This window comes from Peribacillus sp. B2I2, from assembly GCF_041261685.1.
GTDB lineage: Bacteria > Bacillota > Bacilli > Bacillales > DSM-1321 > Peribacillus.
The window spans coordinates 3,356,254-3,371,369 of sequence record NZ_JBGCCB010000001.1 but is presented as its reverse complement, the minus strand read 5'-3'; the positions used below and the strand labels follow the sequence as shown (position 1 = coordinate 3,371,369).

At 34.5% G+C, this 15,116-nt stretch carries 12 protein-coding genes and 1 pseudogene; 11 read left to right on the top strand and 2 right to left on the bottom strand.

The features are described 5' to 3' along the window. Nucleotides 1–117: 117 nt before the first annotated feature. Complete coding sequence (locus ABIE66_RS16575) at nucleotides 118–651, top strand: SRPBCC domain-containing protein (protein ID WP_289325519.1); 534 nt, start codon at nucleotides 118–120, stop codon at nucleotides 649–651. 190 nt (nucleotides 652–841) lie between these two features. Continuing rightward, entirely contained in the window at nucleotides 842–1,180 is a 339-nt protein-coding gene (locus ABIE66_RS16570; protein WP_289315930.1) for a VOC family protein, read from the top strand. A 658-nt stretch (nucleotides 1,181–1,838) separates the two neighbouring features. Here ABIE66_RS16570 and ABIE66_RS16565 read toward each other — a convergent pair. Both ABIE66_RS16565 and ABIE66_RS16560 read right to left on the bottom strand, forming a co-directional pair. Beyond that, nucleotides 1,839–1,910: pseudogene (locus ABIE66_RS16565) on the bottom strand (Tn3 family transposase); the annotation flags it as partial. A 227-nt stretch (nucleotides 1,911–2,137) separates the two neighbouring features. Further along, nucleotides 2,138–3,133, bottom strand: a complete 996-nt coding sequence (locus tag ABIE66_RS16560) for a LacI family DNA-binding transcriptional regulator (RefSeq protein ID WP_370015564.1) — start codon at nucleotides 3,131–3,133, stop codon at nucleotides 2,138–2,140. A 283-nt stretch (nucleotides 3,134–3,416) separates the two neighbouring features. Between ABIE66_RS16560 and ABIE66_RS16555 the strand changes: the two genes are divergently transcribed. The 9 genes from ABIE66_RS16555 (at nucleotide 3,417) to ABIE66_RS16515 (ending at nucleotide 14,887) form a co-directional block, all read left to right on the top strand. Continuing rightward, entirely contained in the window at nucleotides 3,417–4,736 is a 1,320-nt protein-coding gene (locus ABIE66_RS16555) for a multi antimicrobial extrusion protein MatE (protein WP_370015563.1), read from the top strand. A gap of 266 nt (nucleotides 4,737–5,002) precedes the next feature. Next, on the top strand, nucleotides 5,003–6,610 hold the full coding sequence (locus ABIE66_RS16550; RefSeq protein ID WP_370015562.1) for a cache domain-containing sensor histidine kinase: 1,608 nt from the start codon (nucleotides 5,003–5,005) through the stop codon (nucleotides 6,608–6,610). Nucleotides 6,611–6,618: 8 nt separating this feature from the next. Beyond that, nucleotides 6,619–8,190, top strand: a complete 1,572-nt coding sequence (locus ABIE66_RS16545; RefSeq protein ID WP_370015560.1) for a response regulator transcription factor — start codon at nucleotides 6,619–6,621, stop codon at nucleotides 8,188–8,190. A 178-nt stretch (nucleotides 8,191–8,368) separates the two neighbouring features. Further along, entirely contained in the window at nucleotides 8,369–9,679 is a 1,311-nt protein-coding gene (locus ABIE66_RS16540) for an ABC transporter substrate-binding protein (RefSeq protein WP_370015559.1), read from the top strand. 195 nt (nucleotides 9,680–9,874) lie between these two features. Then, on the top strand, nucleotides 9,875–10,798 hold the full coding sequence (locus ABIE66_RS16535) for a carbohydrate ABC transporter permease (RefSeq protein ID WP_370017066.1): 924 nt from the start codon (nucleotides 9,875–9,877) through the stop codon (nucleotides 10,796–10,798). A gap of 18 nt (nucleotides 10,799–10,816) precedes the next feature. Further along, entirely contained in the window at nucleotides 10,817–11,665 is an 849-nt protein-coding gene (locus ABIE66_RS16530) for a carbohydrate ABC transporter permease (RefSeq protein ID WP_370015557.1), read from the top strand. A 27-nt stretch (nucleotides 11,666–11,692) separates the two neighbouring features. After that, nucleotides 11,693–12,814, top strand: a complete 1,122-nt coding sequence (locus tag ABIE66_RS16525; protein WP_370015556.1) for a glycoside hydrolase family 88/105 protein — start codon at nucleotides 11,693–11,695, stop codon at nucleotides 12,812–12,814. A 37-nt stretch (nucleotides 12,815–12,851) separates the two neighbouring features. After that, the gene (locus ABIE66_RS16520) at nucleotides 12,852–14,147 is read left to right on the top strand and encodes a Gfo/Idh/MocA family protein (protein WP_289325510.1); all 1,296 of its coding nucleotides are present in this window, start codon (nucleotides 12,852–12,854) and stop codon (nucleotides 14,145–14,147) included. 92 nt (nucleotides 14,148–14,239) lie between these two features. Beyond that, on the top strand, nucleotides 14,240–14,887 hold the full coding sequence (locus tag ABIE66_RS16515) for a YesL family protein (protein WP_370015554.1): 648 nt from the start codon (nucleotides 14,240–14,242) through the stop codon (nucleotides 14,885–14,887). Nucleotides 14,888–15,116 lie beyond the last annotated feature (229 nt).

The following is a 15,116-nucleotide window of genomic DNA, read 5'->3' as shown; positions in this document are numbered from 1 at the left end:
TTTAATCTTGAAGTTGCGGTCATTAGGATGATTATTTGCTTGAATGGAAGGAAAAAACTGACAATGTGACGAAATAGAAGGAATGATTTATTTCAAAAATAGGAAGGAGGAATTAACATGTCTGAAAATAAAATAACTGACAACATCACAACCAACGTAGAGGGTCGGGATCTCATCATGGAGCGTATATTTGTCGCGCCACGGGACCTTGTTTTTAACGCGTTTTCAAAACCTGAGCAGTTGGCTAGCTGGTGGGGACCGAAGGGATGGCAAACGGAAAATCGAGAGTTTAATTTTAAGCCTGACGGCGTTTGGCATTATTGCATGCGGTGCACAGATGAAAACCAAGGTGAATTTTATGGCCAAGAATCTTGGGGTAAAGCCGTCTATCAAGAAATTATTGTACCGGAGAAGATTGTCTTAACGGATATGTTTTCAGATGAAGAAGGCAACGCAGCCGAAAGTATGCCAGAAACACTGGTAACGATGACGTTTGTTGAACACGAGGGTAGGACAAAGCTCATCATGCATTCCCGATTCAATTCAGTCGAGGGTCTTCAGCAAGTAATGGAAATGGGGATAGTCGAGGGATGTGCTTCACAATTTTCCCGCCTCGACGACCTTCTAAAAAAGCGCCAGCAGATAAGATAATAAGTCAGGAGCTGTATACAACCTCCTGCTTATGAACTAACGAGTGCGATTCTTCTTGAGAAGGATCGCTTTTTCTTATCAAGCTAAGGGCAGGATGTCATGTGAAAAATTAACTATCTTAACGAGAGAGTCAAGATAAAAAATAAATGTAATACAATTAAAGAATACCTAAAAAGGAAAGGGTGAAAGAATGAAAATCAATCATTTGAATTTAACTGTTAATGATGTTACAGCTTCACGTGAGTTTTTAGAAACATATTTTGGATTGACATGTGAAGGAAGTCGAGGAGATGGGTTCGCCGCAATGAAAGATGATGATGGTTCCATATTGACTCTAATGAAAGGAAGCAATGTACAATACCCCAAGACTTTTCATGTTGGATTCATACAAGAAAATGAAGAACAAGTTAACAGTATCAATCAACGATTGAAAGATGATGGATTCAAAGTAAAACCTCCACAACACTTACACAGGTATACATTCTACGTAGAAGCGCCTGGAGGATTTAACGTTGAAGTACTGTGTTAACGAGTTACTTGGAGATAGATAATAAACTAAAAGTAGCTTGCTGTTGCTGCGGTAGCTTACTTACGGAATAAAAGGGGCGGCAATAGTTTAACAAGGAATGTTAATAAAAACAAACCGGAGGGGGATATATTTATCTCTCTCCGGTTTGTTTATTGTAGGATGTTTAATTTCCTACCTAGGAAGTTATTTTTACCAAACTCAATATTAAGAATAAGAATCCCACTAATACGACGAATTGGATGCCCATTCCTGATATAAATAACCCACCTACAGCAGTACAAATTCAGGAGCTTCCGGTGCTGCAGACTTAATCCAATATTGACTAATATTATTTTCTATAGATAATAATATTCCCCAAACCAAAACAATTAAAGCCATAGGTCCAGTGAACTGTCCCATTAAGAATAATAAGTTGTAAACGGCCCCTGATGCGAAAGGAATGCCATGGTAAAGTTTGATGCAAATATGGAGGCAATGTTACCAAGAACGAAAACACCAAGTACAAATAATTACTGCCTTCTTGCGATTTATACCCGAGACCAATAACGGGGAAAGTTTACCTAGATATAGCTTCAGCTAGTGCAAAGAGACCCACTAGAAACCCCGCTTTGAATACACTGACATGAAAGTGATCAGCAATTAAAGCAGACAGGTATCAAAGGTGAGGTGCAAACCGAAAACGAAGTAGATGGCTCAGTCCAAAAACCTGATCAGTAAAACCAGCTGTGTCTGCAATAGCTACACTTCTTATAGGATTTTAAGTTTCAATAATAGCAGACGAAAATAAATCAGTATGATTGGGATGAAAAGTACACGTATTATTTAGTTGATCAACTTAGAAGAGGGATTAATATTATTGGTGAATAATGTTATTAGATAGAAAAAATGGGAAATTCAACTAGTTTATTAGAGTTTTAATAAGGATGACTATGTAGAAAAAAAGGATTTTATGTTAGTTCAATCCTTTTTTACTTGGGCACATGAGATTCTCTCTTTTAATTCAGGCTTAAGCTTTTGAATAAGTGGGACGGAATTAGGGTTTTGAATTTGTTGAAAAAGAGAGTCCGTTATTTTTTTTGCTAGAATTTCTACTGGTACACCAATACTTGTTAATGGAGTTTCTAGGTCTCCCATTTTTGGAATGTTGTCATAGCCAATAATAGAAATATCTTTTGGAATGATTAAGTTATTTTCCATTACAGCCCGGATAATCCCACCACTAATATCATAACTACCACCTATAATGGCAGAAGGGATTTTGGAAGACTGTAGTAGACGATTTGTTGCCCTATAACCACTTTGCCAATCAAGGCCACCAGTATTTATAAGTGATTGACCTATAATTTGTAAATTAAATTGTTTCATTGCTTCTAAAAAACCCGCATACTTTTCTGTTTGACGTGAATCATTTAGTGAAAAATCACCAATATATGAAATATCCTTGTGTCCTAATTTATATAGATACTCAACAGCAAGATACATGGCTTTTTTATAGTTTACATCTATATAAGGTATAGTGGTTTGATTATTACAATGCCCATAAGATATGATAGGGATTTTTGAAGATAATAAGTAGTCTATTTGGTTATCGTTTTCCTCAAAAATAATGATTCCGTCCACTTGAAACCGTTTAAATTTTTCAACTGCTGATTTAGTGGAATTGATTGATAAAATCATGGAATAGTCATTTTTTTCAATTTCAGCATTAATTTTTGTAACAAGTGTTGATAATGCAATTCTTTCTATAGAAGGCCAAACTAAACCAATTATTTTCGTTTCCTTTGAAACTAGTCTTCGAGCTGCAAAATTAGGTTCATATCCCATTTCTTCAGCAATTTTCAATATTTTTAATTTCGTTTCAAGTTTAACAAGTGGGCTATTATTTAATGCTTTTGAAACAGTAGAAAAACTAACTCCTGAAACATTGGCTATATCTTTAATAGTAGTTCCCAAATAATGATTCCCCCCCAAAAAAAATAACCAGAAATAATAACATTGTTATTAATGATAAGGAAAAACTTTGTGAATAACAAGATAACCATGACTAAATAATTAAGATCATAAAAACTAATATGTTAAAAAGGATAAAATCATTTAGAAAGTGTATGAAAATTAATAATTCTGATTTTTGTGAAAAAAGTATTTGTTGTTTTACTTATAGTCATGTATTGTTAATAACAACGTTGTTATTTTGTGTTTGAATAACCAATATTATAGAGAAAAGAGGTAATTTGCGTTGAAAAGCTTAAATAGCCAGGTTTCCTATAAGCAGCTTAGTGCTTTTTTTATTCCATTAGGATTTTCTGCCAGCTTAACATCTATAACACACCTCATTATTAATGGTACTTTAACACGCACAGAAGATGCCGCCTTTATTATTGCTTGCTATGCAGTAGCTTTTTCTCTTTTCCAAATTGTTGAAAGACCGATTATAGTGTTTAGACAAACAAGTTCAGCTTTAGTGAATGACAAACAATCTTTTAAACTTCTTGCTGTATTTTTTATGTATGTAATTGGAATCGTTCTATTGTTTTGTTCTATATTGGCATTTAGCAGGATAGGCGACTGGATGTATGTCCATTTATTTAATGCAGATGAAAATATGGTTCACACTATTTCACAAACCTTTAAAATTATCATTCTCGTATTAATATTTTCCGGGATACGTGGTATTTATCAAGGGATTATTATCAATCATCTTGAAACAAAGTGGATTACGATTGGGGTAATTGTAAGATTAGTTACCATGTTTGTTATCTCTTTTTTGTTAGTTAAGGTTGATTATGTAACGAGTGTTGCGGGAGCGGTTATTTTCTTAGCAGGGATGATCATTGAATGTCTCATTAGCGTATGGAAGGGCCATTTCCTTATTAAGGAATATCCGAGTACAACCGAATCCTCTAATTTACGAAAGTCTGATATCGTATATTTTTATACTCCATTGGTATTTTATTTCATTTTTCAAACGATGATGATTCCAATTGTTTATGTTTTTTTGGCAAAATCCGAAAATATTCAAATGGGAATCGCTTCCTTTGCTCTTGCACATAGTATCACGAACATGACTTTAAGTTTTTTTATGTATACACACCAGATTGTTTTGCAATTTTATGAAAAAAATAAAAAGAAAGTAATTAATTTTACTTTATTAATAGGTCTTACTCCCTCTATCTTACTTACAGTATTGTGCTTTTCACCATTAGGCAGTTGGTTTATGAAGGTTGCTATGGGGGCAGATCCAGTCTTAGCGGCAACAACAATTGGAGTTCTGAAATTCTTTATATTAAAAACGCTTATTTTTCCAATTGTAGACTTTCTTAATGGATTTCTTATGCTTCAAAGAAAGACAAAGCGTATGGTACTTTCTCAAGTAGTAAATCTAATAACGGTCATAATCAGTCTAGCTATCTTTCTATACTTCTTCCCAGAGTGGAATGGTATTAACGGGGCAATTGCTGCTTCATTAGGTGAAGTTGCAGGATTAGCTGTAGTATTTTCAATTGTTTATAAATTGAGCAATAAAAAAATCAAACAAAAGAAAAGAAAAGGTGCATAGGATAGGGAAAGGAGGTTAATTTTCACATAGCCTTCTGTTTTATTGAATAGGAAATTAAATAGTGCCCTTATACCATTGAAAAAGAGAAATTATGCAGTTATTATCGTAATATTAAGAAAAGTAGTAAAAATTGAGGGTTGATTATAATGAATATGAAATACTTTTTTTTTCACTTTAAAATAAAGGATAAGATATTTTCCATTATGTTGTTGTTATTAGTCGTATTTTGTTTGATAGGAATAATCGCATTTCATTATTTTTCAAGAATGTATGAAGAGCAAATTTACAAAGAATCAGCAAAAACCCTTCAATTATCTTCAGCTGTTTTAGATAATGAATTAAAAAAGATGGAACAACTATCCTTTCAGATTAGTACTGATAATTTTGTTCAAAATTCATTGAAGCAAATAATTAAGAACCCAAAAGTATTTGAAACCTATAGAACAAAAGACAAATTAATAGAGGGATTAGTTTCATTCGCAACCCAAGAAAGATATATATCTTCCCTTCAGATTATAGATAATCAGGGAGGAACCTACATAGCCGGGTATAATACAAAAATAAAACACAATGCAGAGGAAATTGTTCCCCTTGCCCTTTCGAAAAAAGGGACGAATGTATGGGATGGAATGGAAAATCAAAATAAGTTAACAGCAGCAAGAATGATCAGAGATAAAAAAAATATAAGTCTAGAATTGCTAGGTACATTAATGATAACCATCGATATGGATAACCTCATTCGAGGGAGTTTAAAAATCCCCTCCGATAACGGTTTTGTCATTGTTAAAGACAATGAAATCGTTTATAGGAGTGATTTGAACGAATTAAAAAAACATAGTTTTCCGAAAGGGAGAAATGAAAGCGGTTACGAAATTATGGATATTGAAGGGAAAGACTATTTAGTGGCATTTCAAGATTCGGAGTTTTCTAATTTAACATACTACCACTTTCTTCCTTATGACACTATTACTGAGCAAACTACTATTATCAAACACTGGATGGTTCTGTATTTATTTTTTATGATATTGCTTACGATTTTCTTGAGCAGAAGAGCTGCAAGTGCATTATCTAAACCTCTAGAAGGATTAACCGAAAAAATGAAACAAGTCCAAAAAGGAAGATTTGAACCATCAGTATTTAGGGAAGGAAAGTATTCGAATGATGAAGTGGGACAATTACATAAAGATTTTCAAACGATGATCAATAAAATAAATGTTTTAATTAAAGAAAATTATGAAAAACAATTGATGATAAAGGAAACAGAGTATAAGGCATTGCAAGCACAAATAAATCCTCACTTTTTATACAACACCTTAGACTCTATTAACTGGATTGCAAAAATCAATAAACAACCCAAAATCTATATTATGGTTGAAGCATTGGGGAATATGATGAGAAATATCATTAGTAAAAAGGCCCCGCTTATTTCTATTAAAGAAGAACTGCAGATTGTTGAAAACTATATTACCATACAAAAATATCGATATCAGGAACGACTTCATTTCACTTTAAATAGCTTGACCGATATTGAACATTATCTTATTCCTAAACTGTCCATTCAACCCATTGTTGAAAACGCTATTCAGCATGGGGTGGAGGAATTCGAATCCGGATGTAGTATAACAGTCGATATTTATACTTTAGATAATGAAGATCTTCATATTGTTGTAGAAGATAATGGCCCAGGAATGAATCAGGGGACTATTACGTCTATCTTTAAGGGAGAAATTAAGCCAAAGGGCACCGGAATAGGATTACGAAATATCAATGATAGAATTAAACTCATGTTTGGCAGTTCTTATGGAATACAAATGGAAAGTGAGAAAGGGAAAGGTACGAGGGTCATTATCACATTACCATGTAGGATGGGGTGAAACATATCATGTATAAGGTACTGATAGCAGATGATGAAATTAATATCCTAGAGGGGATAGCGTCTCTTGTAAATTGGGAGAATTGTGGGGCAACTCTTATAAAAAAAGCACACAATGGACGGATTGCTTTTGATTTCATCCAGGAAAATCCTCCTGATATTGTGATTTCAGATATTAAAATGCCAGGGCTGAGTGGAGTTGAACTAATTGAAAAAGTTCACTCTATTTTTCCGCATATTAAATTTATTATCCTCTCAGGTTATGACGAATTTGAATATGCGAAAAAGGTCATGCAATACAATGTCAAGTACTATTTACTTAAACCGAGCAATGAATCAAAAATTGAAGAAGCACTAAAAAATGTTATAGATGAATTAAACAAAGAAAAAGAAAAGGAACAGGTGGTAACAAGTATAAAAAAAAGCCTGCAAGATGTAATGCCTAAAGCGAAAGAGCAATTCCTTAAGGAGTTTATTACAAATAAAAAATGTGGGATACCTGAATGGGAGTACTTCAGCCAATTATTTGAAATTAAAGTAACATCACAGAAATTCAAATTAGTTGTTTTAGAGATTGATGAGGATGAAGGTCATGATTTCGAGAAAATTTTTGCCTTAAAGGAGATTGCTGTTGATCGTTTAAATAACAACTATACCATCCAACTTTGTACAATAATTGGTGAAAGAATTGTCATTTTGTGTGAAAGCTGTCCAAATCAAAAACTGATAGAAAAAATTAAGAACGTAAAAGAAGTGTTTTCAACTATCTATAAATTGGAATTCACTACGGGCATAAGTAATGTTGGAAGTATTTATCAACTGCGAAGGCTTTACCACGAGGTTATCGATTGTCTATCACAGCGTTTTTATTTAGGAAATGGAAGTATTATAACAGTTAATGACTTGCATAAAGAAAAATCATATTTTGATAATATTCTATTGCTTGATCACGAGGATTTTATTTTTTCAATTAGAAGTGGGAATATTTCAGAGGTTAAACAATATTTAAATCAATTCTTTGAATATTTCAAAAAGGAAAAATACGACATTAACTTGGTGAAATCACATTGTTTAGAGATTTATATGAGCATCATAAGACAAGCAAAAAGGGAAATGATTGATGAACTGTTTCAACGAATCATTTATTTCAAAGACTTTTCGAATTTAGGCCAGTATAAAGATTTTATTGAAAGCATATGCGTAGAGATTGCACAAAATAATTATGATCACACCAAGGAAACACAAAGTGATGTCATACGAAAAGTGATAGAATATGTAGAAAAGAACATATCTGACGAGTCCATATCATTATCCAAGATTGCAAATGATGTTTTTTATATGAATCCAGATTATTTAGGAAAGCTTTTCAAGAAGGAGACAGGAGAAAAATTTTCTAGCTATCTGGTTAATCGAAGAGTGGAAAAAGCAATTGAAATAATAGGAAGCCAAGAAGAAGTTAAAATGATTACGGTGGCTGAAGAAGTTGGATTTGGGAATAATCCGGGATATTTTAGCAAACTATTTAAAAAACAAACAGGGTTTACACCTTCAGAATATAAAAGTAATTTGCTCCTAAGTTAGCTTGTTGAGTTGTAAAATAACTCAACAGTTTTTTTTTGTCAGAAAAATAAAAAGACCACTGATTTTTTCACATAGATATCTGAAAATTCTATTTTTTAGAAAACTCAGTTAATTTATTATTAATTTAGAAAGCGTTTTCAATAAAGCTTTCGAAATGAATAGGGAGGTTGGTTCCAGGATGAAAAAGAAAAATCTTTTATTTGTACTAATGATTATTTTTACATTAGTGCTCAGTGCTTGTTCAGGAAACAAAGCTTCAAATGATGCAGGTAATGAAAAAGAAAATCAGAAAGAAGATGGGTCTGAAAAGATTACCTTAAGAATGTCATGGTGGGGTTCTCAAAGTAGACATGACCAGACACAAGCTATTATTGATCTTTATGAGCAAGAAAATCCTAACGTTAACATTGTGCCAGAGTTTACAGGGTTTGATGGATATTTCGAAAAGATGGCTGCACAAGCCGCCGGAAACAACCTACCTGATATTATGCAACAAAATTTTGGTGAGTATTTAAATCAATACGCTGATAAAGGGCTATTGGCTGACCTTTCAGAATTTGTGGAAAATGGGACGATTGATGTAAAAGGTGTAAGTGAAACGATCATGGAATCCGGTACACAGGAAGGAAAGATTATAGGAATTCCAACTGGAGCCAACGCGCTGGCAGCTATTTATGATAAAGAAATGCTTGAAAAGGCAGGGACGGCACTTCCAGATGAAAATTGGACATGGGAGGATTTCTTGACCGCTGCAAACAAGGTTCACAGCGAATTAGATACTTATGGTACAAGACTTTTAGAGCCAGGAAATCATTTTGAATATTATTTAAGAGAAAAAGGCTTCAAGTTATTTAATGAAGATGGAACAGGCTTAGGATATGATGATGACCAACTATTGGTTGACTTTATGGAAATGAATAAAACGTTAGTAGATTCTGGTGCAGCACCAGGATATGATGTGATTCAACAAATTAAGGGAGTTGAAGACGAACTTATCGTCCATGGGAAAGCTGCATTTGACTTCCGTTGGTCCAACCAAGTTGGAGCACTTACGAGTGCTGCTGGTAAACAATTGGAATTAACACTTCTTCCTGGTAAGGGAAATGCACAAGGAATGTTTTTAAAACCTGCCATGCTATGGTCCATTCCAGAATCATCCAAGCATAAAGAAGAAGCTGCTAAATTCATCAACTTCTTTGTAAACAATATTAAAGTTTATGAAATTGGTGGTTCAGACCGTGGAGTTCCCCTGAAGCAAGAAATTAGAGACGCAATGGCATCTAACTTAAGTGAAACAGAAAAGAAAATATTTGATTACATTTCATTAGTTACTGAAAATAGCTCTCCAATTGATAACTTCCCATCTGCAGCTGCTGAAGTATTACAAGCATTGGCAGACATTGATGAGTTAGTTATTTATGGGGAAATGACTCCTAAAGAAGGTGCTAAGGAATTTAGAAAACAAGCGAAAGAGATTTTAAGCCGATAAGGAACAAAGTGGTCCTGGTCTCCATCTTCTTTCAGACCTCTTTTTTACAATACTCACTCACTTCTAATAAAAATTAAACTAGCAGTACTTAGATGCAACCTTTAAACGACTATATTTAATAAGAAAGAGATGAGGGTTATGATACCAAAAAAATCTGAACAGCATGACTCAGTTGTACATTTTCCAAACAAGAAAATTACTTATAATCCAGTGAAGATTTTAAAGTCCAGAAAGAAAAAATCGGGTTATGAAAATTTAACTGGTTATCTTTTTATCTCACCTTTCCTCATTGGATTAATGTGTTTAACACTCTATCCAGTTCTTTACTCTTTATATTTGTCTTTTACGGAATATGATTTGTTAGGAACACCCACTTGGACTGGTCTTGATAACTATCAACGTATGTTCACCAATGATGCGATGTTTTGGACTTCGATGAAGACTACATTCTTTTATGCAGGAGTTGCTGTACCTATTCGACTTGTTTTTGCCTTACTAGTGGCACTTGCACTAAATAAGATTACAGAAATGGTTGGATTGTATAGAACAATGTTGTACTTACCATCAGTAGTAGGTGGAAGTATTGCGATCTCTATCATGTGGAGACAGTTATTCGGAAATGACGGAGCTTTTAACTCCATATTAGATACATTAGGACTTCCGACCCATTCTTGGTTAGGTGACCCAGGTACGGCCATTTGGACTCTTATCGTTTTATATGGCTGGCAATTTGGCTCTTCCATGTTGATCTTTTTAGCTGGATTGCGAAATATTCCAAAAACATATTACGAAGCATCTAGTGTGGATGGGGCACGTCCCATCCAGCAATTTTTCAAGATTACATTACCTTTATTGACCCCGGTTATTCTATTTAATACTGTTATGCAGGTAATCAATGGTTTTATGGCATTTACACCAAGCTTTATCGTAACAAATGGGGGACCTATGAATAGTACAGTGTTGTTTGTTCTTTATATGTATAGAAGGGCATTTGAATTTTTCGAAATGGGCTATGGATCGGCAATGGCTTGGGTAATGTTAGTTATCATTGCTCTCCTTACTGCATTCATATTCAAAAGTTCAGATAAGTGGGTCCATTACGAAGGTGAACAAAAATAAAATAAGGAGGGTATGTTTATGAATACACAAAGTAAAAAGAAATTAAAAAAAGTTACACAACATGTCACGATGATACTCTTTACCTTACTCATGCTCTATCCTCTTGCTTGGCTGGTTGGCAGTTCTCTTAAAGAAAGTTCAACAGTCTTTGTTGAAGCACATAAAATTATTCCAGATGCATTTCACTTTGAGAACTATATTGAAGGTTGGAAAGGGTTTGGCGGAATTACGTTTACAACCTTTTTTACAAACTCGTTAGTTATTGTAATAATTTCCACAATCGGTAGTGTCCTTTCTTCTACTCTTATTGCATACGGCTTCGCACGTATTAATTTTGTTGGAAAAAAACTCTGGTTTGTTTGTATGATGCTTACCATGATGCTTCCATATGAAATGGTAATGATACCTCAATATATCATGTTTAATGGTTTTGGATGGATTGACACCTATTTGCCGCTTATATTACCAACATTTTTTGGTGCACCATTTTTTATCTTTTTAATCATTCAATTTATCCGTACGATTCCAACGGAGTTAGATCAAGCTGCAAAAATTGATGGATGCGGTACATTTGGAATATTTTTTAGGATTATATGCCCATTAGTGGTACCTGCTATGATGACTGCGGCGATTTTCTCATTCTATTGGCGTTGGGACGATTTCATGGGTCCACTGCTTTATTTAACAACACCTGAGAAATACCCAGTATCATTGGCCTTAAAATTATTTTCTGATCCAAACTCTGTAACGAACTGGGGTGCAATGTTTGCAATGTCAACCATTAGCCTTATCCCAGTATTCATTATCTTCTTTATATTCCAACGTTATATCGTTGACGGGATTAGTACAAGTGGTTTGAAATCTTAAAATAGGAAACAAAGGAGAGGCTCAATAATGGTGATAGTGAACAAGAGTGATAGACAAAAACAACTTCAAACCCCTTTGGACTGGGGGAAGGCGGCCTGTGATTCATTAATAGCAACATATACACCAGCACAACTTCCACCTGAAAATAGATGGCATTACCACCAAGGGGTATTTTTATATAGTATGTTGCAGCTTAATGAAATCATTGGCAGGGAAGATTACTTCCACTATATAAAAAGATACGTGGACAATATTATTGATGAGGATGGAAACTTTTATTTTAATCGTGAAGAGTTAGATGCTATTCAGGCTGGGCTATTACTATTTACATTAGACAAAGAAACCAATGATCCAAGATATAAAATTGCTGCAACAAAGTTGAAAAATATGTTTACAACATTTAATAGAACATCTGATGGAGGCATTTGGCACAAGGATAAATACCCATATCAAATGTGGTTGGATGGCTTGTATATGGGTGGTGTATTTGCCATGAATTACGGAAAAGAGTATGGTGCACCAGAATTACTAGAAATGGTGATTGAACAAGAAAGATTAATGAGAAAACATACGAGGGATGAAAAGACTGGTTTGTTCTATCATGCCTGGGATGAGAAAAGACAGCAGTCATGGGCTGACCCAGATACTGGAAAGTCACCCGAGTTTTGGGGAAGAGCAATCGGCTGGTATGGTATTACATTTAATGAGATTTTAGCATTCTTGCCAAAAGAACATCCTTCACGACCAGAAATTGTAAAAGCGTTACAGGATCTCATTACAGGACTTGTTCAATTCCAAGATGAAGATACTGGGCTTTGGCATCAAGTAGTCGACAAAGGTCATGACATCAATAATTGGCTGGAAACCTCTTGTGCAGCATTATTTGTTTATACCATTGCTCGTGCCATAAATGATGGTCATACGGATGAAAGGTTTAAAGAGTTTGCTATTAAAGGATATAGAGGTTTGTTAGATCGAATGGAGTTTAATGACAATGGATTGTTTTTAATGCCTGAAATTTGTATCGGTACAGGAGTAGGGGATTATCAGCATTATTTAGATCGCCCAACCTGTGAAAATGATTTGCATGGTGTTGGTTCTTTTATTCTAGCGTGTATAGAAATGCAAAAATTATTGCCTAAGCTGTAAAAAGGGATAATTTCAAATTAAGAATGGGGTGTAAATCATGAAAAAGTTTGCAGTTTGTGGTGTAAGTAAAAGAGCAAACGGGATGTTTATTAAACCGATTCTTGAAAAATTCTCCAAAACCAGTCAACTAGTTGCTTTACTAGACAAGGACCCAAAACGATTCAACGTTTGTAAGGAAGAGTTTCCGCAAATTCATGATGTACTAGAGTATTGTGATAATGAATTTGAAAAAATGGTATATGAAACAAAGCCTGATGTCATTATTGTTACGGGTAGAGATGATACACATGTCGAATATATTTTGAAGGCGTTACAACATGATTTAGATGTTATCACTGAAAAGCCAATGGCTACGACAGCAGCTGACTGTAAAAGAATACTAGAAGCAGAAGAGGATAGTAAAGGGAAAGTTACGGTTACATTTAATTACCGTTACAGTCCGTTCCACACAAAATTGAAGGAATTAATCCTTGAAGGGAAAGTGGGGCGGATTACTTCGGTTGATTTAAATTGGTATATTGATACCTACCATGGCTCTAGTTATTTCCAACGCTGGAATCGAAATAGGGAATTTTCCGGGGGCCTTTCCATTCATAAAAGCTCACATCATTTTGATTTAGTGAACTGGTGGCTTGATCAAAAACCTGTTGAAGTATTTTCCTTTGGTGCTCTCAATTACTATGGAAATAAAAGTGAGCATAATCCTGAAGAAGAAGACGGACGCTATTGTGTTACTTGTAACCAAAAGAGTCAATGCTCCTATTATAGTCGATGGAATTCAAGAAGCAATAGCTTAAACGTTCAAGACGATCATATCGATTCCGACGCCCGTCGAAGGAATGCGTATACGAATTACCGAACAGATCAATGTATCTTTGATTCAGATATTGAAATTGAAGACACTTATACTGCAACTATCAAATATGATAAAGGCGCCCTATTAAGTTATTCTATCAATTTCTCTTTACCATATGAAGGATACCGGTTAGCTATTAATGGTACAAAAGGACGTCTCGAAACGACAGAGTTTCATGCACCAGCCCGTGTCCCTTTTCCAGTCCCTGAGCAGACAATCGAGTATTTTCCACTCTTTGGTTCTAAAGAGACGATTCATGTTTTGAAAAGAGAAGGCGGACATGGTGGAGGAGATCCAGTTATTCAGGAAGATATTTTTCTGGGTGAAGATCCAACAAGACCTTACCCAATTCTTTCAGGAAGTGTAGATGGAGCCTATGCTGTTGCAACAGGTGAGGCTGTCTGGCGTTCTTCTAAAGAAAATAGGCCTATTTATATTGAAGAAATATTAAATGCCCCAAAAGTGAAAAATTCATAGAAAACTAAGTTCTGCAAAAGAGAGAGGCCTATTGGCTTCTCTGCAGAACTAAAATACGATCATGTTGAACATCATGGAAGGAGGAATGCGAAATGGAGATGAGCCGACTATTAACGGGAATCTATAATCTTTGTAAATGGATCACACATTTTGCGTATTTAAATCTTTTATGGATCATTTTCACTTTATTAGGTGGAGTCATTTTAGGGATTATTCCCAGTACTGTCGCAATGTTTGCAATTGCTAGGAAAACTGCAATGGGTGAAGAGGATATTTCAGTCATTAAAACGTTTTGGAGTACGTATCGAACAGAATTTATTCGGGCAAATGGTTTGGGTCTCAAAATAACGCTCATAGGTTTTTTTTGGTATTTTGACTTATATTTCTTTCGCCAATTTGAAGGTACTTTTTACACCATTATGAATTATCTTATGATCTTGATTGGTATGGTATATTTTATGACTCTTCTATATATTTTCCCGGTTTTTGTTCATTATGATTTGAAGGTCTATCAATATGTGACTCATGCTCTAAAAATTGGGTTTTTACGACCAACTACGTTAATCTTTATGCTTATCGGTAGTCTATCCACCTATTATTTCTTTAGTTATTTTACAGGGTTGATTCCATTTTTCGGGATAAGTTTTTTTGTTTATTTTAACATGTGGGTTGCATATAAAAGCTTTGAAAACTTTGAGGTTGTCCGATCTAAAGAGAAGAAATTCATCTGTGCAGACTAAGGTGCAGGATAGTGAAAGAAGATCACCGCAAAACAAAACTTTAATTAGAGAGTATCAAGTTTCAATTTTTGATCTAAGTAACGGGATATAATAATTGGAAATTATCATTTTGGCTGGAGCTGAGTCATTCTGGATAAAACCGTGTAAACAAAGGAATTTGTTCATTTTTTGAGAGATAAATGTAAGCTGCGGCAATGTTAGCACGGATATTGCATCTTAAGATAATGGA